Annotated in this window: 14 protein-coding genes; 7 read left to right on the top strand and 7 right to left on the bottom strand. The window is 71.1% G+C overall.

Annotated elements, in window-relative coordinates; genetic code table 11:
* Positions 1-3: 3 nt before the first annotated feature.
* Entirely contained in the window at positions 4-831 is an 828-nt protein-coding gene (locus IEZ00_RS21010) for an arylamine N-acetyltransferase family protein (RefSeq protein WP_189225006.1), read from the top strand.
* A gap of 1 nt (position 832) precedes the next feature.
* Here IEZ00_RS21010 and IEZ00_RS21015 read toward each other — a convergent pair whose 3' ends face one another.
* The 4 genes from IEZ00_RS21015 to IEZ00_RS21030 all read right to left on the bottom strand — a co-directional run bounded on the left by IEZ00_RS21015 (position 833) and on the right by IEZ00_RS21030 (position 4,288).
* Positions 833-1,717 (bottom strand): NmrA/HSCARG family protein, encoded by an 885-nt coding sequence (locus IEZ00_RS21015; RefSeq protein WP_189225007.1) that lies wholly within the window; start codon positions 1,715-1,717, stop codon positions 833-835.
* 83 nt (positions 1,718-1,800) lie between these two features.
* The gene (locus tag IEZ00_RS21020) at positions 1,801-2,385 is read right to left on the bottom strand and encodes a TetR/AcrR family transcriptional regulator (RefSeq protein WP_229795958.1); all 585 of its coding nucleotides are present in this window, start codon (positions 2,383-2,385) and stop codon (positions 1,801-1,803) included.
* A 291-nt stretch (positions 2,386-2,676) separates the two neighbouring features.
* Complete coding sequence (gene pip / locus IEZ00_RS21025) at positions 2,677-3,618, bottom strand: prolyl aminopeptidase (RefSeq protein WP_189225008.1); 942 nt, start codon at positions 3,616-3,618, stop codon at positions 2,677-2,679.
* A gap of 58 nt (positions 3,619-3,676) precedes the next feature.
* Positions 3,677-4,288 carry an NADPH-dependent F420 reductase gene (locus IEZ00_RS21030; protein ID WP_189225009.1) on the bottom strand — a complete coding sequence of 204 codons (612 nt, stop codon included), beginning with the start codon at positions 4,286-4,288 and terminating at the stop codon, positions 3,677-3,679.
* 79 nt (positions 4,289-4,367) lie between these two features.
* Between IEZ00_RS21030 and IEZ00_RS21035 the strand changes: the two genes are divergently transcribed.
* From IEZ00_RS21035 to IEZ00_RS21045, 3 genes are all read left to right on the top strand, one after another.
* A complete protein-coding gene (locus tag IEZ00_RS21035) occupies positions 4,368-4,721 on the top strand; it encodes a winged helix-turn-helix transcriptional regulator (protein ID WP_189225010.1) in 354 nt (117 codons plus the stop codon).
* A 427-nt stretch (positions 4,722-5,148) separates the two neighbouring features.
* Positions 5,149-5,310, top strand: a complete 162-nt coding sequence (locus IEZ00_RS21040; RefSeq protein WP_189225011.1) for a hypothetical protein — start codon at positions 5,149-5,151, stop codon at positions 5,308-5,310.
* Positions 5,311-5,335: 25 nt separating this feature from the next.
* Complete coding sequence (locus IEZ00_RS21045; RefSeq protein ID WP_506347069.1) at positions 5,336-6,274, top strand: NsdA family TPR-like regulatory protein; 939 nt, start codon at positions 5,336-5,338, stop codon at positions 6,272-6,274.
* Positions 6,275-6,308: 34 nt separating this feature from the next.
* On the opposite strand, the gene IEZ00_RS21050 is transcribed toward IEZ00_RS21045, so the two are convergent.
* The gene (locus IEZ00_RS21050) at positions 6,309-7,781 is read right to left on the bottom strand and encodes a glycoside hydrolase family 76 protein (RefSeq protein ID WP_189225013.1); all 1,473 of its coding nucleotides are present in this window, start codon (positions 7,779-7,781) and stop codon (positions 6,309-6,311) included.
* 283 nt (positions 7,782-8,064) lie between these two features.
* Between IEZ00_RS21050 and IEZ00_RS21055 the strand changes: the two genes are divergently transcribed.
* Positions 8,065-8,337, top strand: a complete 273-nt coding sequence (locus IEZ00_RS21055) for a GlsB/YeaQ/YmgE family stress response membrane protein (protein ID WP_189225014.1) — start codon at positions 8,065-8,067, stop codon at positions 8,335-8,337.
* 69 nt (positions 8,338-8,406) lie between these two features.
* Here IEZ00_RS21055 and IEZ00_RS21060 read toward each other — a convergent pair whose 3' ends face one another.
* Together IEZ00_RS21060 and IEZ00_RS21065 are read right to left on the bottom strand one after the other, a co-directional pair.
* On the bottom strand, positions 8,407-9,696 hold the full coding sequence (locus tag IEZ00_RS21060; protein ID WP_189225015.1) for a M20/M25/M40 family metallo-hydrolase: 1,290 nt from the start codon (positions 9,694-9,696) through the stop codon (positions 8,407-8,409).
* Positions 9,697-9,848: 152 nt separating this feature from the next.
* Positions 9,849-12,302, bottom strand: a complete 2,454-nt coding sequence (locus tag IEZ00_RS21065; RefSeq protein ID WP_189225016.1) for a galactose oxidase family protein — start codon at positions 12,300-12,302, stop codon at positions 9,849-9,851.
* 988 nt (positions 12,303-13,290) lie between these two features.
* Here IEZ00_RS21065 and IEZ00_RS21070 point away from each other — a divergent pair.
* Together IEZ00_RS21070 and IEZ00_RS21075 are read left to right on the top strand one after the other, a co-directional pair.
* A complete protein-coding gene (locus tag IEZ00_RS21070; protein ID WP_189225017.1) occupies positions 13,291-19,587 on the top strand; it encodes a golvesin C-terminal-like domain-containing protein in 6,297 nt (2,098 codons plus the stop codon).
* The gene (locus tag IEZ00_RS21075; RefSeq protein WP_189225018.1) at positions 19,584-20,054 is read left to right on the top strand and encodes a hypothetical protein; all 471 of its coding nucleotides are present in this window, start codon (positions 19,584-19,586) and stop codon (positions 20,052-20,054) included. Before IEZ00_RS21070 ends, IEZ00_RS21075 begins: the two co-directional genes overlap by 4 nt.
* Positions 20,055-20,096: the final 42 nt, after the last annotated feature.

The raw sequence follows: 20,096 nt of genomic DNA on the forward strand, positions 1-20,096 counted from the left end.
CGCATGGGGATCGCCGTTGAGCAGAAGACCGAGTGGGACATCGACGTCATCGACGTGGACCGCTACCTCGACCGCATCGGCCACGCGCGGCCGGAGCAGCCGTCCACCGCGGCGTTGAAGTCGCTGCACGCCGCGCATGTGCGCGCCATCCCGTTCGAGAACGTGGACGTCGTGCTGGGCCGCCACCGGGGCATCGCGCTGCCGGTGGTGTTCGACAAGCTGGTCGGCCGCAAGCGCGGCGGCTACTGCTACGAGCACGCGACGCTGTTCGCCGCGGTGCTGGAGCGGTTGGGCTACCGGGTGCGGCGCAGCTACGCGCGGGTGCAGCCGGACCACCCCGGCCCGAACACGCACATGCTGCTGGTCGTCGAGGCCGAAGGCGCGCAGCACCTGGTGGACGTCGGTTTCGGCGCGGAGATCATGCACCCGATGCCGCTGGTGCACGGCGCGGAGGTGGACCAGGCGGGGTGGCTGCACCGCGTCGTCCGCGAGGACGACCTGTGGACGCTGCAGAAGCGCGTGGACGGCGGCTGGGAGCGGCTGCACAGCACGGACACGCGCGCGGCGAGGCCGATCGACTACGAGGTGTTCCACCACTACACCTCGACCCACCCGCGCTCGCCGTTCACCGGACGGCTGGTGGTCATGCGGCTGGCGGAGGGCGTGAGCCGCAAGCTCATCGGGCGGCAGCTGCTGGTCGAGCACGCCGACGGGCGCGTGGAGCAGCGCCCGGTCGGCGTGGACGAGCTGGACGAGGTGCTGCGGGGGCTGGACGTCGAGCTGGACGAGGAGGAATCGGCCCTGCTGCGCCAGTTCCACGCCGCCGGGTGAATCACGCCTGCGGCATGCGCAGGTCCCGCGCGGCCCAGGTGGCGAAGTCGGTGGTGGGCAGCCCGAGCGCGTGCGCGTGCTCCGGCCGCACCGGGGTGTCCACCACGTTCATCCACTCGTGCAAGGTCACGATCGCGGGGTCGAGGCCGTCCGGGGGCAGCACCGGGATCTCGCGGCCCAGCGCCCGCGACAGGGTCGCCGCGATCCCGCCGACGGTCAGCAGGTCCCCGGCCAGGTCCAGCTCGACGCCGTGGAACCGCTCGGGTTCGGCGAAGGCCCCCGCGGCGGCGGTGCCGATGTCGTTCACCGCCACCAGCGGGATCAGCGTGTCCTCCCGCATCGCGGTGACGAAGCCGCCTTCCCACCACTGGCCGAACAGGGGAGTCCACCCCGTCAGGCTCTCCATGAACGCGGCGGGCTTGAGCAGCGTCCAGTGCCGGAACCCGGCTTGCCGCACCAGGTCCTGGGTGTGGGCCTTGCTCTCCCAGTAGTGCTCGTCCCACTTGCCCTCACCCCAGCCGGGGGTGGCGCGGTGCGCCCCCGCGCCGTAGACCGAGGTGTGGACGAACTGCGGCACGCCCGCCGCCTTCGCCGCTTCCACGAGGTTGCGACCGTGCCTGACCTCGCGGTCCGGGTCGTCGACGCCGTGGGTCTGCACCGAGAACACCGCCCGCGCGCCGGTCGCGGCGGCCACCAGGGACGCGGAGTCGTCCAGGTCACCCGCCACCAGGTCGGCGCCCAGCGCTTCCAGCGCCTTGGCCCGCGCGGCGGCCGGATCGCGCACCAGCGCGCGCACCGCCGAGCCCTGGGCGAGCAGGGCGCGCGCGACGGCTCCGCCCTGCGTGCCGGTGGCGCCGGTGACGAGGACCGGATCGGTCTGGGACATGGGATCTCCTCGCGCGGAACTTAAACGGGGTGGCCCCCCGTTTCTTGTCGCCACCGTAGCGGAGGGGCACCTCGTTTAACAACCTACCTCGGTCGAACGCCGTTGAGCGCCAAGTGGAGCAGCCGCTCGGCCGAGGCCGCGCTGTTCTCCGTCCCCTGACCGATGGCGGTGACCAGGGCGATCAACTCGGTCATGGACACCTCGCGGTCCACGGCCCCGGCGGCCTTCGCGCGCGCCAGCAGCGGCTCGCCCGCCTCGTGGATCATCCGCGTGCAGAGGGAGGACTGCGGGAACTCCTCCGTGCCGCCGCGGGTCAGCGCGGCGGCCAGCCCCTTGGTGGAGGCGATGAAAGTGCCCACCGCGCGCAGCCACCCGGTCAGCGCGTCGGCCGGGTCGGCCAGGTCGGCGAACTCGTCGACCCGCGCGCACAGCCGCTCCACCTCGTCGTGGAACAGCGCCTCCAGCAGGTCCCAGCGGGAGGCGAAGTGCCGGTGCAGCGTGGCGGAGCCGACTTCGGCGCGCCGCGCGATCTCCTCCAGCGACGCATCGGCCCCGTGCTCGGCGACCGTGGTCCTGGCCGCCGCCAGGATGCGGTCGTAGTTGCGCTGGGCGTCCGCGCGCTTCGGGCGGCCGGGAGCCACGGGCACCTCCGGGAAGTGGGGCGTCACCCTGAATCCTAGTCGCTCCGGCTTCAGGCGGTGTCGCACCCGCGACGCCGGGCGGCTCGCGCTCGTGACCGGCGACGAGCATCCCTGGCCCGCCAGGACGGCAGTGGAGCCCCGGTGTCGCGGGAGTCCCACCCGAGGTGTTCTCGGTCACCGGGACTCCCCGTCCCCGCTCGGATTTTCTGTCCGAAGTGGACCCTCAGCTCGGCGACGTCCTCACTCGCCTTCGCCGAGTCGCACCCGCCCGAGTCGTGCTGGAACGCCATTCGTTCGACACCGATCGATCAAAGGTCGTCACGGCCGGAACCGGTCCGTCGCGGCCACCCTGGCCTCGGTCATGCCGGGACCACCGCCGTGCGCGATCTCGCGGATCAGCACCAGCTCGCCCTCCGGCCACACCCGCTCCAGCAGCCACGGCGTGCCGACCAGGTTGCCCAGGTCCAACTCGCCCTGCACCACCACGCCCGGAATATCCGCGAGCTTGTGCGCCTGGGCCAGCACCACGCCGTCGGCCAGCCACGAGCCGTGCGCCCAGTAGTGGGTCACCAACCGGGCGAAAGCCAGGCGGTACTCGGGCGAGTAGTCGCTCATCAGGCCGTTGGGGGTCTGGGGCAGCATGGCGTCCTCCCAGGTGCACCAGTCGTCGGCCGCCTCGCGGTGCACCGCCGGATCGGGGTCGAGCAGCAGCTCCAGGTAGGCCGCGGCCAGGTCGCCGTCGCGCCGGTGCGCGGGCACGCCGTCGCGGAACCGCGCCCACGCCTGCGGGAACACGTGCCCCAGACCTCGGGTGAGCAGGTCGACCTCCACCTGCCTGCCGGTGGCCACCCCCGCCAGCACGATCTCCGACACCCGGTGCGGGAACCGCTCGGCGTAGACCAGACCGAGGACCGCGCCCCACGACGCCCCGAACAGCAGCCACCGGTCGACGCCCAGCCGCTCGCGCAGCAGTTCCAGATCGCCGATCAGGTGATCGGTGGTGTTGGCCGACAGGTCGACCACCGGCGCGCCCGCGTGCGGGGTGCTGCGCCCGCAGCCGCGCTGGTCCAGCAGCACCACCCGGTAGGCGGCGGGGTCGAAGTAGCGGCGGGAGTTGGGCGTGCACCCCGCGCCGGGCCCGCCGTGCAGCACCACGGCGGGCTTGCCGTCGGGGTTGCCGCACACCTCCCAGTACACGTGGTGCCCGTCGCCCACGTCGAGCATTCCGTAGTCGTACGGCTCGATCTCCGGGTACAGCACGGCGTCCCCCTCAAACTGGATGCAACAGTGCTGTTACATTAGCCGGGGGCGCAACGGCTTATCCCGACGCGGCCTCTAGCGGGGTGAACGCCGCCCGGACGTCTACCCCCTTGACCCACATGCCAATCGCGAACGCCGCTGTCGCCTCCAGCAGCGCCGCGCGCTCCAGCGGCCCGCCGTCGACCGGCACGCCACCGGCGTCGCGCACCAGCCGCCCGACCAGCGCCACCGCCTCGGGGTCGTCCCCGCACAGCGGCACCGCCAGCGGCCTGTCCCCGAACACCACCGGCGACGGCCTGCGCCACACGTCGACGTGGCAGAGGTTGAACGCCTTCACCACCCGCGCGCCGGTGCCCGCGAGGCGCAGCGCCTGCGCGGGCTCGTCGAGCACGAAACGGCCCTGCACCACCGAGTTCGTGCAGTCCACCACGATCTTCCCCGCCGCGTCGCCGAGGCAGTCCGCCGCCACGCCTGCGGGCACCGCCAGCAGCACCGCCTCGCCGAACGACAACGCGTCGCCCAGCGATCCGGCCCGCGCGCCGATCCGGTCCGCGCACACCGCGGCCCGCTCCGCGACACGCGCGCCCACCAGCACCTCGTGCCCGGCGGCGACCCACTTGCCGCCCAGCGCCCCCGCCATCGAGCCCGCGCCCAGCACACCGATCCGCACCCGTTCCTCCTCGTGGTTGGCTGGGCACGACGCTAGGGAGCCCGATGGGCACCGTTCGGTGCCCGCGCGGAGGTGGACAGTGGAGTACCTGGCCGACTGCCGGGCGCGGCTGGCCTTCGACCTGCTGGCCAACACGTGGAACCCGGTCGTGCTGTGGGCGTTGCGCGACGGCCCCCGCCGCCACGCCGACCTGCGCAGGCACATCGGCGGCATCCGGCAGAAGGTGCTCACCGAGACGTTGCGCCGCTTGGAGGAGCACGGCCTGGTGGCGCGGCGCTCCCGGCCGGGCCGGGTCGACTACGCGCTGACCGGCCTGGGCGCGAGTCTGCTGGGGCCGATCGGCGCGCTGGGGGAGTGGGGCCACGATCACGGTGACGCCGTGATGGCGGCGCTGGACCGGGAGTCGTCCACGGCGGGGTCAACCGACGGATGAGGCGACCGCGCGCAGTTCGCGGACCAGGTGGGCGGCGAGGACCCAGGGCAGCAGCGGGTCTCCGAAGGTGGTGATGACGGGGCCGGTCGCGGTCCAGGGGTGTCTCCTCGCGGTAGCCGATGCCCCGGTTGCCGGGCAGTGCGATCACGCCGGGGCTGTCGCCCTCCTCGGCCGACCACGCCGTCACGTAGGGCACGAGCGGGGCGGTGTGCTGCCTGCGGTGGCGGGGCGAGGCGGTCATGGTGTTCTCCGGGCGGTGCGGAACGTGCTCTGGTTCTGTCGTCGCGCGGCCACCACCCAAATCCGTGCGTCCCACGTGGGAAATCCGCTCCACGAAAGTTCCACGTCGAGGCAAGTCACCCGTTTGGGGAGGCCGGCTACCCTGAGCCGAGGCGCGGACACCCGGCTGGACCACCAAGGGGCCCTCATGGCACGTCGCACGGACGCGATCGTCGAACACCGCGAACTGGGAAAACTCCTCACGGCGTACCGCGATCTGGAAGCCCGACGAGCTGAACACGAACTGCGGGTGCGCTGGGAAGCCCTGACCCGCACACGCCGGGATCTGCCGTTCGGCACCGTGGTGTGAACGGCAGATCCCGCCGATGCTGGACATGGGCGTGGGCGACGGTCGTGGTCCGAGCCCCCGCGAGCCCGTCGATGACGACTACATCGCTTCCCTTCGACAGCAGATGAGGCGACTGCTGGACATCGACGTCCAGTTCGGCGGGAACGAGGCGTCCGTTCAGGCGGTGCGCTTGTTCCGAGCCGCACACCGGCGGGTCGGCACCAGTCCGTGTCCGCCACGCCTGAGGCGCGACCTCCACTCGGCGGTGGGGGAACTGGCCGAGATCGCGGGATGGCTGCTCTACGACGCCGATCGGCAGGACGCGGCCCGGCGGATCAACCTGGAAGCGCTGCACTACCTGCGCTGGGCGGGGGACCGCGGCGTGGAGCTGCTGACGCTGCAGAACATGTCGATGCAGGCCGAGTACGTGAACCGGCCCGACGAGGCGCTGCACATCGTGGACTCGGTGCTCGGCTCGGGTGGGCTGTCCCCGCGCCTGGAAGCCCTCTTCCTGGCGCGCGGCGCCCACGCGCTGGCGCAGCAGGGGCGGCGGCGGGAGGCGGCCCGCGCGTTCGGCAGGGCGAGGTCCCGGTATCTCGACGGCACCCGCGACGGTGATCCGACGTGGGCGTACTGGGTGGACGACAGGCAGTTCGCGTGGTTCGAAGCGAGGATCAACGCGGAAGCGGGCAACCACGGCAAGGCGGCGGAGATCTTCCACGACGCGCTGGCGGCGACCCCGAAGCACCGGGTCCGCGCCTTCTACAGCCGGACCGGCTACCTCTTCGAGAGCCTGGTCGACTGCGCGGACTGGCGCCAGGCGGAGGAAGTCGTGCCCCGCCTGGCGCCCTACGTCCTGGAAGTCGGCTCGGGGCGCACCGAGTCGATCCTGCGCGCCACCCTCGCACGGGCGCACCGCCCCGGCACACCGGCCAACCTCCGCGACGGCGCGGCCCACCTCCGGGACCTGCTCGACCGGCGGTGACCGGGGTGATGCCGCTGTCGGGGCGGAACCCGGCTCAGGCCGCGTTCATCAGGTCCAGCGCACTGTGCTGCCGCGCCGCGTCCGCCCGGTCGAACGGACCGGCCCAGCGCAGCCCGTAGGTGTCCAGCGCGGTGCGGTTCGCCGCATGCGCGGTGTTGGCCTGCCGGGTCAGGTAGGCGGTGTAGGGCCGGTCGGACAGCTCCCGGTTGAGCAGGCCGAGCGAGCGCGCGTAGATCCCCTTGAACGACGGGCCGTCCGGCTCGCAGTTGGCGGGCTCGCAGGGCTCCCGCAGCACGCCGTTGGCGTGCAGCGCCTGCGCCGTGGTCGACGCGGCGGCGAGCTGGCGGGCCCTGGTCAGCAGCGCCGCGTCACCGGTGGCCCGGTTCAGCTCCACCAGCGCGGCCAGGACGACGCCCTGGTTGTAGCTCCACACCTGGGAACCGTTGTTGCGGCAGGTGTCCAGGGAGATGCCGTCGTTGACCAGGTTGGCGCTGTTGATCATCCCCGTGCCGCTGTACCAGGACCAGCCCGCCCGCGCCCGCTGGAGGTAAGCGGTGTCGCCGCTGATCCTGTTGTGCAGCGCGGCGTTGAGCTGGATGTAGAGGGCGTTGGTGATGGCGTTCTTGTAGTCGTGGGCGGTGCGCCACCAGACCCCGCCGCCGCACACGCCGTCCCAGTGGGCGTGCATGTGGTCGGCGGCGTGGCGGGCGGTGGACAGGTACCTGCTGTCGCGGGTCAGGTCGTAGGCGGCCACCCAGGCCAGCCCCCACCACCCGGTGTCGTCGAGGTAGTCGTTGCGGAAGTGGCCCATCGCGGCGTTGACGTTGCGGTCGTAGGTGTTGGCGATGGCGTACCGGTAACTGGCCATGCCCGAGACGCGGATGTTGTCGATGATCGCGGTGAGCGCGTTCGCCGAGTTCCACCAGCCGCTGGTGGTGAACAGGCCGGTGCCGTTGTCGTAGAACTGCATCAGCGCGGTCGCCGCGGCGGTGCGCCGGTCGTAGGCGTTCCAGGTGGTGCGCGCCCACGCGGTGCAGGCGATGTCCGGGCGGTTCCCGGCTCTGCCGCAGGCGCGCAGCGCTCCCACGCCCCGGTTGGCCCAGTCGTCGACGTTGTACATCATGGTGCGCCATCCCGCGGCGCCCGAGGGGATGGCGGTGTTGCCCAGCCGGGCACCGGAGGCCCAGCTCCGGCCGCCGTCGAAGGAGCGGTCGAGCCAGACCTCGTCACCGGGGAGGCCGCTGCCGATGGTGGCCCAGCCCATGGCGTCGGTGTCGTTGAAGCGCAACGAGATGCGGCGGCCGAACAGGGTGGCCGAGCCGCCGTCCCGGTCGGCCGGGGCCAGCGCCGGGTCGCGCGCGTCGCAGTAGCGGTTGCACACCGTCGCGGCGGCGGACGGCGTGGTGCTGGCGGACGGCGTGGTGCCCGTGGGGGATTGTGCTGTCGCAGGGGGCGCGGTGGCGAGCAGGGTGGCGACCGCGCTGACGAGGACCAGGGACGACTTCATCGTCGAGACCTCCCGGATGGATGCGCCCATCGGAGATGTGAGAGCGCTCTCACACAGTTGCCGACGCTAGTGCCGCGCGTGAGGACCGGTCAACGCGCCGGATGCGGTGTTCCCCTTGGGGCAGCGGAAACCGGGACGTGGGCCGTTCCGGGGATGGACGCGGACCGGGCAGGCGATCACGATGGGCGACAGCTCACCGACAGTCTCGACCACTGATGACCGGCAGGAGTGAACCCGGCGGGAACCGGGTATGCCACGCCGCAGTTCGAGCAGAGGAGAGGACATGACCGTCACCAGCATCATCGGCGCCCTCGTCGTGGGACTGATCATCGGCGCGCTCGGTCGCCTGTTCCGGCCGGGCAGACAGGCCATCCCGATCTGGCTGACCATCGTGGTCGGCATCGTCGCCGCCTTCATCGGCACGTTGATCGCCTCGGCGCTGGGGGTGCGCGACACCGGCGGCATCGACTGGATCGAGCTGATCCTCCAGGTCGTCGTGGCGGTCGTGGGCGTCGGCATCGCCGCGAACGTCTACGGGCGGCGCAGCCTGCGCTGACTCGCGGACGGGCGCGGGTGGGCCGCCCCCACCCGCGCCCGCCGCCGCACCGCCAGAACGGTCGCAACGTCAGAACTGCAGCGACCAGCCGTTGATCCGGCCCACGTCCTGCCGCGCCACGTCCTGCACCCGCAACCGCCACGTGCCGTTGGCGACCTCGGTCGAGGCGTTCACGGTGTAGGTGGTGACCAGGTCGTCCCCGCCGTCGGCGCTGGAACCCTTGACCCGGTATGAGCTGCCGTCCGGGGCGAGCAGGTCGATCACCAGGTCGCCGCGGAAGGTGTGGGTGATGTCCACCCCCAGGCCCAGCGCCGCCGGGGCGTTGCCCGGCACCCCGGAGACCGTGATCGCGCTCTCCGCGGTGGACAGGTCGGGGATCGGCACGTCGGTGGTGTTCTCGAAGCGCGGGCCCGGCGTCGCGCCCGCCCCGGCCAGGGTCCACAGGGCCTGGGCGATCGCGTCGCTGTTGCGGTCCAGCGCCGTGGCGTCGATGTTGGCGGTCGTGTCGCAGGACCGGTGGTAGCAGCGGTCGAACGCGACCCCCGCCGTGCCGCCCCACTTCTGCGCCTGCGCGCTGGTCTTGGTGACCTCGGCGCCGGTGAACAGCCCGCCGACCGGGATGCCCGCGCGGGCGAACGCGGCGTGGTCGGACCGGCCGCCCACCGAGGTCAGCTCGGTGGGCACGGCGAGCGCGGCCTGCAGGGTCTCCTGCAGCGCCAGCGACCCGGCGGGCTGCCCGCTGGCGCTGTAGACGAAGTAGCCGGGGTTGGGCGAGCCGATCATGTCGAAGTTCAGGTACGCCTTGATCCTGGACCGCTCGGCGGCGGGCAGGTTCTCGACGTAGTAGGTCGACCCGACCAGGTTCAATTCCTCAGCGCCCCACCAGCCGAACCGCAGGTGCCGCTGCGGCTGGAAGCCCTCCCGCGCCACGGCCAGCGCGACCTCCAGGATGCCCGCGGACCCGCTGCCGTTGTCGTTGACGCCGGGGCCCGCGCTGACGCTGTCCAGGTGCCCGCCCAGCATCAGCACGTCGTCGGGGTTGCCGCCGGGCCAGTCGGCGATGAGGTTGTAGCCGGTGGCGCCGCTGGCGGTGAACTGCTGCACGGTGGTCCGGTAGCCCGCCGCGTCCAGCCTGGCCTTGACGAAGTCCAGCGAGGCCCGGTAGCCGGGCCTGCCGTGGGCCCGGTTGCCGCCGTTGGCGGTGGCGATGGCCTGGAACTGCTCCAGGTGCGCCTGGACGTTGGCCAGCGGGATGTCCGGGGCGGCCTGCGCGACCGGCTCGGCGCGGGCCGCGGTGGGGGTGAGCACGGCGGTGGCGAGCAGGATCACCACCGCCAAGGGGGTCCTCTTCGGGGACATGGCTACCTCCGCAGGGTTGGGATGGCCACCGTTCGAGAGTGGTCCGCCCCTGCTCGGCGCGCTAGCGGCGTTCGTCGTGAGGTGTTCGGCCGATTCGGTTACTCCATTGACTCGATAGTTTCAGTGTTGACAAAAATTGGCCTGGCCCGGGATCAGAGGCCCACGTTGACGATCTTCGCCACGCTGGGGACGCCGTTCTTCAACGCGAACAGCATGTGGTTGCCCGGCAGCACGTCGCCCGCGGGCGGGATCTCCACGGTGTAGCGCGTCCTGGTCGCCGGGGACGTCGACACCGTGCGCAGGGGGATGCGCCGCTGGTCGTTGTTCACCGTGTGCGTCACCGGCCCGTAGCGCACCAGGACGAACGACACGCCGTCGTCGGCCTCCACGGTCAGCTGCCCGCCGGCGGTGGCGGTGGCGGGCGCGGTGTGGATGGTGGGACGCGGCGCCTCGCGGCCGTCGCGGTCGAACAGGTAGGGCGGGCTGAACACCTGCCCGTCGGGGTGGTTGGTCTCGCACGGCAGCTGCCCGCACAGCCCGCCGCCACCGCTGAAGACGCGGCCGTCGGGCAGCAGGGTGGCGACGCTGTGGTAGTTGCGCGGCACGGCCATGGTGGCCTGCGGGGTGAAGCTGTTGTCGGCCGGGTTCCACAGCTCCGGGGTCAGCACCGCGTCGGTGTCGGTGAACTCCAGCGGCACCCGCTGCCCGCCGATGACCAGCACCTTGCCGTCGGGCAGCACGACGCTGGTGGCGTAGGCGCGGCGGAAGCGCATGGCGCCGCCGTCGGTCACCCGCGGCCCTCCCGCGCCGGTCAGGTCGATCAGACGGGCCCGGTTGCTCGCCAGGTAGCGGGGGTCGGCGATCTCGTTCTCGAGCGGGCGGTAGTGCGGGGCGCCGCCCGCGGTGAAGATCTTCCCGACGTCGTAGGAGGCGGCGTTGCCGTGCATGGCGTCCTGCGTGCCGCGGGTGCCGGCGCTGGTGGCGGTGCCGCTGCCCGCCGTGTCGATCCAGTGCATGGTGTTGCCGGGGCCCGCGTGGAACACGCGCCCGCCGCGCACGGCGTGGAACCAGCCGTGGTTGTCCGCGCGGTAGGGCCCGCCCTCGTCGGCGGTGTGGATGGTCGAGCCGAGGACGCCGGGCAGGGTGCGCCAGCGGCCCGTGGCGGGGGAGAAGACCTCGCCGGGGTGGTCGCCGTCCCGGCCCGCGCCGTGGGAGTTCCAGGAGCCGCCCAGCACGAACGCCTCGCCGGTGGACAGCAGGGTCATGCCGGGGTATCCGCGCGGCGCGGCCATCCCGGCTTCCCGGCTCCAGCGGCCGGTGGCGGGGTCGTAGCTGCTGGTGCTGGTGATCGAGTCGCCCCCGGTGACCAGCAGCCTGCCGTCGGCCAGCGCGGTGGTGCCCGGGCAGAACATCTCGTGGCTGACCTCGGCCTGCTTCTCCGGTTCGACCACCCCGCTGTCCGGGCGCAGCCGCGCGGTGTGCGTCGGCGAGTCCGTGCTGATGGCCGTGCGCTTGCCGGAGGACCAGGTCAGCAGCGTGCCGTCGGGCAGCACCGCGGCGGCGGCGGGCACCAGCGGCAAGCCGATGGTGCGGGCGCTCCACGCGCCGTGGGTGGCGGGGGCGGCGGGACCGTCGAGGGTGATCTCGGCGGCCTCCACCTCCTCGGGGCCCTGCTGGGCGGTCAGCCGCACGTGGCGGGCCTGCGCCACCCGGTCGAACACGGCGGTCTTGGGGTAGTCGTCGTCGCTCCACGTGCCGCGGGCCACCTCGGTGAACTGCGCGCCGTCGGAGCTGGTGGAGACCGCGTAGCCCAGCACGCGCTTGGACCGGTCGCGCGGCGGCGCGTAGACCAGTCCGTCGACCCGCTGGGGGCGGCCGAGGTCGAGGGTGATCGAGGGCGCGCCGGACGCGGTGCGCCTGCCCGACCAGAAGGTCCTCGGGTCGTCGTCGAGCACCGCGGCGGCGGACTGGGCCCCGTTGCGCCCGGTGGCGGTCCACCCGGTCCGGGGCAGCGGCACCGAGCCGGGGCGGTGACCGGGGTCGCCGAGCAGGTCCAGGCGGGCCGCGGAGACCTGCCTGGGCGCGGCGGTGTCGGTGGCGACCAGCCGGACCGCCGAGGCCGTGGTGGCGGGGAAGGCGATGGTCTTGGCCTCCTCGGTGTGCCCGAGCCTGCCCGAGCTGACCGGGAACCAGTCCCGCTCGGGTGTCCGCACGTCGATCCGGTAGTCCAGGAACAGCTGCGCCTGCGCGCCCCGCAGCGGGTGGTAGACCAGCGCCGACACGGTCCGGGGCGTCGGCAGGGCGATGGCGATCCAGCGCTCGCCGCGCTGGTCGGCCCCGCTGGTCCAGTGTCGCCCGCCCGCGGGGTCCAGCACGCCGTCCGCCCGGCCCGCGCCGTCCTCGCTGCTGGCCGTGGCCCGCCAGCCGGTCCGGTCCAGCGCGGGGGCGGGCAGGCGGTCCTGGTCGGGGAACGGGGTGGTGACGAACGGCTCGGCGGCCGACTGCGGCCCGGTGGTCAGCGCCGCGGCCGTGGCGGCGGCCACGGCGATGAGCGTCCACCTTGGACGGCGGGAGCGCGCGGGCACGCGAGTGGTGGGTTCGTCCATGAATTGCTTACCTTCCCCATCGGGATACGGCGGGACGATCGGTCGACGGCCTGCCCGCGTTCGTCTCCGGATGGTAGGTCCGGTCATGAGCGACCGGAAGTCGCTCGATGGGGTTGACGACCTCATTGAGGGACAGGTATTCCGCGAGTTCCAGCGGTCCGTCGCAATAGGACCAGAAGGGTCTTTTGGCCCGGTTTTTCCGGATTCCTCATTGGTGCCGCACGCGCAAGGGCAGTGCCGGGGGCCGGCCACCGGCCTTCGGCGGGCAGGCCCGCGGACAGCGCAACGTGGTGGAACGCTGCTTCAACCGGCTCGAGCAGTTCCGCGCCGTCGCCACCCGCTTCGGCAAACGCTGGAAGACCCGCTGGAAGTCCGCGCTCAACGCCTCCGAGATCGCCTTCGACGGCCGCTTGGCCGCCGGACGCGGCCGGCCCTCTTCACCCCGAGTCGCACCGCTCGTTCGGCAGAGCCGCTCGTCTGGGCGGCAGGCCGTGCTGATGCCGGCTCTACGCCGAGTAGGTCTGCGGCAGTCCTCCCGTCACCTGAATAGGTCACTCCTGATCACCCCCGCTGTGTTTGAATGCTTGCGAGGCCGTTCTGGTGGGGGTTATGCGGCCTGTTGTTCGAGGGGTGTTCGTAGGGGCGGAACGCAGCTCGCTCACGTTGACGGCGTCTTCCGGGGCGGCCGGTGCTGGGGCGTGCCTGTGCGTGAGCGCGGGGGGAACAGGTGAACAAGGGGAAAGCACGTCTGCTCTGGTCTGCCGCTTCGGCGTTGGCGTTGGCGGCGGCCGGGCTCTTACCGGTGCCGACACCGGCCGCGAGAGCGGCGGAGGTCGCACCCAGGGCGGTCGCGCCACCGTCTCAGAGGTGCACCCAGGTGGCCGTGGCGGCGGAGGCAGCCCGTTCGTCCGCCCAGGCGCCGGAGAGCAGGCTGATCCGGGCGGATCAGGCGTCCGCGGCGTACGCGGCCCCGGACACGCCGCGACGGATGATCCCGGGTGACGAGCACCCGGTGCGGGTGACCGTCCGCAACACCACGCAGCAAGCGCTGGTGGCGGGCAGGCACGTGCTGTCCTACCACTGGACCCTGCCCAACGGCACTGACGCCACGGCCGGGAACCGGCTGGACACCGCGTTGCCCGCGAACGTGGCGCCGGGCGCGGAGGCCACTCTGGACGCACGGGTGAAAGCCCCGCAACTGGCCGACATCGGCAACGACCGCGAGCAGTTCACGCTGCGGTGGGACGTCTACGACAACAGCACCCGCAAGTGGCTGTCCGAGACGACGGGCGTGCCCACCCTCGACCTCGACGTGCGCGTGGAGGAGCCCACTTCCGACCAGCTCGGGCTGGAGCACTTCTACTCCTACGCCAGTGTCCCCACCGGCGCGGGCGGGGACCTGTCCGTCAACGAGTTCTCCGGCAACGCCGTGTGGAACTACGACGTGTTGACCAACCCCAGCCGCGGCCTGGCGAGCTTCAGCCGGGTGACCTACAACTCCTCGGACACCTCGGACTCCTACGCGGGCCCCGGGTGGTCGGTCACGGCGTCGACGCTGAACCGACTCGGCACACCGCTGGCGTTCGGCGGCCTGCTGCCGGGACTGCTCGGGTGGCCCACCACGGTGACCCTGGTCGACGGCGACGGCACCGGGCACGTGTTCGAGCTGAACAAGCACGACAGCGCCGACAGCCGGAAGTGGACCTACGACGCGCCTGCCGGTGTGCACCTGTACCTGCAGTACCTGCCCGACAACGGGGAGGACCGCCGGTGGAGCTTCACCACGCCGGAGCGCACGCGGTTCTTCTTCGACGCGCAGGGCTACCACACGGCGACGGTGGACAAGAGCGGCAACACCATGTCGTTCACCTACGAGCGGGCGCTGCTGGGCAACCGCAACACCGGTGTGCTCAAGCACGTCACCGACGCCAACGGGCGCCGCACGCTGACGCTGGACTACTACCAGCGCGGTGACGCGTTCTCGTACATCCTGGGTGGCCGGAAGCTGACCGGGACGAACCTGGACAACCTGTTCATCATCAACAAGGTCAAGTCGATCACCGACGTGTCCGGCCGGGTGGTGGCGTTCACCTACACCGACAAGGGCCACCTCGGCGAGGTCGTCGACGGCCAGGGCAACCCGGACGCCAAGCCGTTCACGTTCTTCTACGACGAAGCCAACGCCAAGCTGCTGTCGGTGGTGGACCCGAACGGCGGCACCACCAGGGTGGACTACTTCACCGGCGCCGGTGAGGCGTTGCGCAAGTGGAACGTCCGGACCGTCACCGACCGGGGCCGGGCCGCGACGAACTTCGACTACGTCGACCCGGACGGCGACAAGGGGTCGAAGGTCGACTCCACGCTGGTGGACGGCAACGGCCGCACTACGCGCACCCTGCTCGACGGCTACGGGCGGGCGGAGCGCATCACCAACGCCAAGGACGAGACCACCCGGCTGCACTGGGACGCCGACAACAACGTCGTCCGCCTCGTCGAGCACAACGGCGCCACGCAGACCTGGTCCTACGACCAGAAGACCGGCTTCCCGCTGGAGATCCGCGACGCCGAGGCCAACCGGACCGACGGACCGGCCACCCGCCTGGGCTACCGCACCGAACTCGACGGGCACGTCGCCGACCTGACCGGGAAGACCACCCCCGAGGGCCGCCAGTGGGCCTTCGCCTACGACGACAAGGGCAACCTCCTCGCCGTCACCGATCCGAAGGGCAGCGCCACCCCAGAGCAGGGCGACTACACGTCACGCTACTCCTACGACGGCTTCGGGCACCTGATCGAGCAGACCGACGCCAACGGCCACACCACCAAGTACAGCGACTACGACGCCAACGGCTACCCGCGGCTGATCACCGACCCGCTCAACTGCGCCACGGCCTACCGCTACGACGACGTCGGCAACGTCACCTCCGTCACCGACGCGCGGGGCAAGACCAGCACCTACACCTACGACATCTTCAAGCGCCCGCTGGACGCGCGCGAGCCGAAGGACCAGGCGGCCGGCGTCCACATCGTCACGCCGGGCCCGCGCTACGACCGCAACGACAACGTGGTGACCAGCACCGCTGCGAACGGCGCCGTCACCCGCGCCGTCTACGACCCGATGGACCGCCAGGTCGGCATCTACGCGCCCAAGGACGACGCGAACGGCCCGGAGAAGCTGACCACGTTCGACTACGACGCGGTCGGCAACCTGATCAGGCAGACCGAACCCAAAGGGACGCTGACCCCGCAGGACCCGGACGACTTCACCTACACGTTCACCTACGACGAGCTCGATCGGGCCGTCCGGGTCGTCGACGCCAACGGAAACGTGCTCAGCGCGGAGTACGACGACGTCGGCAACCTCGTCGAAGAGGCCGACGCGCGCAAGAACAAGACCCCGAACCCCGATGACTTCACCACCCGGTACGTCTTCGACGCCAACCACCAGGTGATCGAAACCGTTGACGCAGAAGGCCACTCGGCGAAGACGCGCTACGACCGCGACGGCAACGTCGTCGCCAGCACCGACGAGCAGGGCAACGAGACGCTCATCGAGCTGGACGAGCGCGGCATGCAGCGGGAGGTCCGCTCGCCGCACAGCTCCGACAACGGCACCATCCGGTACTTCACCACCCGCTACGAGTACGACCAGGTCGGAAACCTCACCCGCACCACCAACCCGCGCGGGGTCGACACACCGGACAAGGGCGACGACTTCGTCAGCGAGACGGTCTACGACGAGCTCAACCGGGTGCGCGAGGAGATCCTGCCCTACGACCCGGCCGACCCGGAGCACAAGACGCCGGTCGCCACGATCAAGACCTACAACGAGGTCGGCGACCTGGTGGAGGTCAGCGCACCGCCGTCGCACGGTGAGTCGGTCCGCAACATCACCAGGCAGACGTACTACGACAACGGCTGGCTGCGCACGTCGACCGACCCGTGGGACATCAGGACCGCCTACGACTACACCGCCACGGGCCAGCAGTCCAACCGCACGGTGACCAGCGCTGGCGGGGGTGCGCAGCGCGTGGAGACGTGGGAGTACTTCCCCGACGGCAAGCTCAAGAAGCGCTCCGACGAAGGCGTCCCGGTGGGCCGCAACGTCGTGGTCGTCGACAACTCCAACGCGGCGCGGACCCAGGTGAAGGGGAACTGGCGCACCGAGGAGTCCGGCAGGGGCTTCCAAGGCGCCGCGTACCGCGCCACCGATGCCGACGACGCCACGTTCGCCTGGAAGGCCGCCGTTCCGGCCGACGGCACGTACGAGGTGCTGGTCCGCCACCCCGGTGGGACGGCCACGGACGCCGCGTACACCGTGGAGCACAACGGCGGCACGAGCACCGCGACCGTCGACCAGACCCGGCGGGCCGGTGAGTGGACCAGCATCGGCGAGTACGCCATGTCGGCGGGACAGCTGCGCACCATCACCCTGTCCGGCAAGGCCAACGGCACCGTGGCCGCCGACGCCGTGCAACTCGTGCGCGACAACAGCGCCGATGCCGACGACGAGAAGAAGGTCTTCGAGCACCGGTACGACCCGAACGACAACCTCGTGGAGATGACCGACTCCACGCCGAACACCCCGGTCGACGCCTACCGCGTCGGGTACAACGCGGTGAACCTGGCGGAGAAGGTCGAGGAGCTCAAGGCCGGCGCGGTCAAGCACACCACCGACTACCGCTACGACGAGAACGACAACCTGACGTTCGCCAAGTTCGACGGCAAGTCGTCGCTCTACGAGTACAACGCGCGCGACCTGGTCACGAAGGTCACCAACAAGAAGGACGACAGCGACCAGGGCAAGGTCAACTCCTTCACCTACACGCCTCGCGGTCACGTCGAGCGGCACGTCAAGAGCAACGGCAACACCGTCGACTACACCTACTACCTCGACGGGCTGCTGCGCCGGCAGCTGGAGAAGAACAGCGACCAGGTCGTCGCCGAGCACAACCTGGAGTACGACTCCAACTCCAACAAGACCCGCGACGACGGGCGCAAGCAGAACGCGGACGACCACGGCGCGACCATCAACGCCGACGCCACCTACACCTACGACCCGCGCGACCGGGTGCGGAAGGTGACGAAGAAGGGCGGAGACGGCGAACGCACCGAGGAGTACAAGCACGACGACAACGGCAACGTCTGGGACCAGCGGGTCGGCGGCGCGCACACCACGTTCGAGTACGACCGCAACCGACTGCTGTCGTCCACCACGGACGGGCAGCGGGCGAACTACGACTACGACGCGTTCGGCCGCCTGCACCAGGTGACGCAGTCCGGCAAGCAGGTGGAGAAGTACACCTACGACGGGTTCGACCGCAAGGTGGAGCACGTCAAGGACCAGGGCTCCGGACCGAGGACCACCAAGTACACCTACGACCCGCTGGACCGGCAGCAGACCCTGGTCGAGGGCGACAAGACCACGGCGTTCCACTACCTGGGCCTGTCCGACCAGGTTCTGACCGAGGACGAGAACGGCAAGCTCCGCAAGGCGTACCAGTACTCCAACGACGGCGAGCTGCTCGCACAGGTCAAGTACTCCGACGACGGCGGCGAGGAGGACTCGGTCTACGGGTTCAACCCGCACTCGGATGTCGAGCAGGTCACCGATGCGAACGGCGACACGAAGTCCACCTACGGCTACACCGCCTACGGCAAGGACGACGAAGAGGAGTTCTCCGGCGAGGACAAGCCCGACCAGGCGAACCCGGACAAGCCGGAGGAGAACTCCTACCGGTTCAACACCGCCCGGCACGACAAGAGCACCGACACCTACGACATGGGGTTCCGGGACTACTCGCCCGGTCTGAACCGGTTCTTGACCCTGGACCTGTACAACGGGGCGCTCGCCGACCTCGGCATGACCACCGATCCCTGGACCAACAACCGCTACTCCTTCGGCGCGGGCAACCCGCTGTCCCAAGTGGAGATCGACGGCCACGGGTGGCTCGACGACGCCGTCGACTGGGTGAAGGACAACGCCAAGGAGGTCGGTCACGCGGCACTCGACGTCGTCGGCGTGATCCCCGTGGTCGGCGAGGCCGCGGACCTGGCCAACTCCGCTTGGTACGCCGCCGAGGGCGACTACGCCAACGCCGCGTTGTCCGCGGCCGCCGCAGTGCCGTTCGCCGGGTGGGGCGCCACCGCGGTCAAGGCGGGCAAGTACGCGGTGAAGGGCGCCGAGGTGGCGCAGGGCGGCGCGAAGGCGGCGAGCGCCGGGCAGAGCACGGCGAAGACGGCAGGCCAGGCGGCCGACGCCGGGGCCAACGGTGCCAAGGCGGCTCCGGCGCCGAAACCGGCGCCGAAAGCAGGCGGATCGAGTGGCGGCAAGCCCTCCGGGGGCGGGGGCGGCAAGGCCGGTGGCACGACGTCGACGGGCAAGAAGGCCTCCGGCGGCGGCTCGGGCGGCGGCAAGGCAGCCAACGGCGGCGGCACCAGCGCTACGAAGAGCGCCGCCGGCGGCGGTGGGAAGTCGAAGTCGTCGACGTGCAACAGCTTCGCGCCGGGAGCGGCGGTCGCGATGGCGGACGGCACCCGCAAGCCGATCGAGGACGTGCGCATCGGCGACGAGGTGCTGGCCACCGACCCGGAAACCGGCGACGTGACCGGCAAACCGGTAATCGCTTCGATCACCGGCCGGGGAACGAAGGACCTGGTCGAAATCACCGTCGACGCGGACGGGGACGCAGGCACGGCCACCGGAGCGGTGATCGCGACCGACAAGCACCCCTTCTGGGTGGACGACCAGGGCCGCTGGATCGACGCGCAGGACCTGCGCCCCGGCGACCAGGTGCGCACCGACCGCGGCCTCAGGCTGTCGGTGGTGTCGACCAGGGTGTGGACCGAGGAGAAGCAGGTCCACAACCTCACGGTCGCCGATGTCCACACCTACTACATCCACGCGGGTGAGATCCCGGTCCTGGTCCACAACTGCGACCTGGACAGCGCCACGCCGGACCAGCTGCACAAGCTGGCGACCGAAGGCGGTTCGGCCAAGAAGTTGTCCCCCGCCGGGCGCAGCATCCAGAAGCACAGCGCGCCCAACCGACCGCAGGCGCAGCGCGACAAGTACGACTTCGGCGCGAAGAGCAACTCCGACCGCAACTTCGTGGGCGACACGTACGTCGAGGAGATCCTGACCGATCCCCGGGCGACCAGGAAGCTCAACCACAACGCGACACCGCACTACGGCGGGTCTACTTTGGACATCAGGATGGGCAACGGTGTCGGCGCGAGGTGGAGCATGCGCGGCGGCCGGATGACTTTCGAGGGGTTCCTGTGACAGATCGCGTTGAGGTCAGCGGCGGCTTCCGCCAGGAGGACTTCGAGGCCGACGGATCGTTGCGCGACGTGTGCGTGCTGGAGGCCGGCCTGCCGGTCTGGGAGCGCCTGGTACGCGCGGTCGTGGAATCGTCCTGGGAGCACCAGTTCGAGGTCGACGGCGAACCGCGTCCGCTGGAGGAGTTCTCGGTGTCGGAGTTCTTCGCCTCGGCGGAGGACCAGGACGTGTCCGCCCGGCTGGCCGTCCGCGTGGGCGAGGTGTGGTTCGACTGCTTCTTCTCCGACGTGGAGGAGGTCGAGTTCAGCTTCGACCCGGCCGAGATCGCGGACGGTGAGCGCTTCGGCTCGCTGGAGCGGTTCATGGTCTGGCTGGCGGGCGCGTGCGATCGGAGAGTCGTCATGACGGTGGAGACCACCCGGCACGACGACATACCAGTGTTGCTCGAAACGCGGAAAGTGGACGGTTGAGACGGCACGGGGGATTCCCTGGGCCGACTACGGAGGGGGAGC

Source organism: Saccharothrix coeruleofusca (genome assembly GCF_014648515.1).
In the GTDB taxonomy this organism is placed as follows: Bacteria; Actinomycetota; Actinomycetes; order Mycobacteriales; family Pseudonocardiaceae; genus Actinosynnema; species Actinosynnema coeruleofuscum.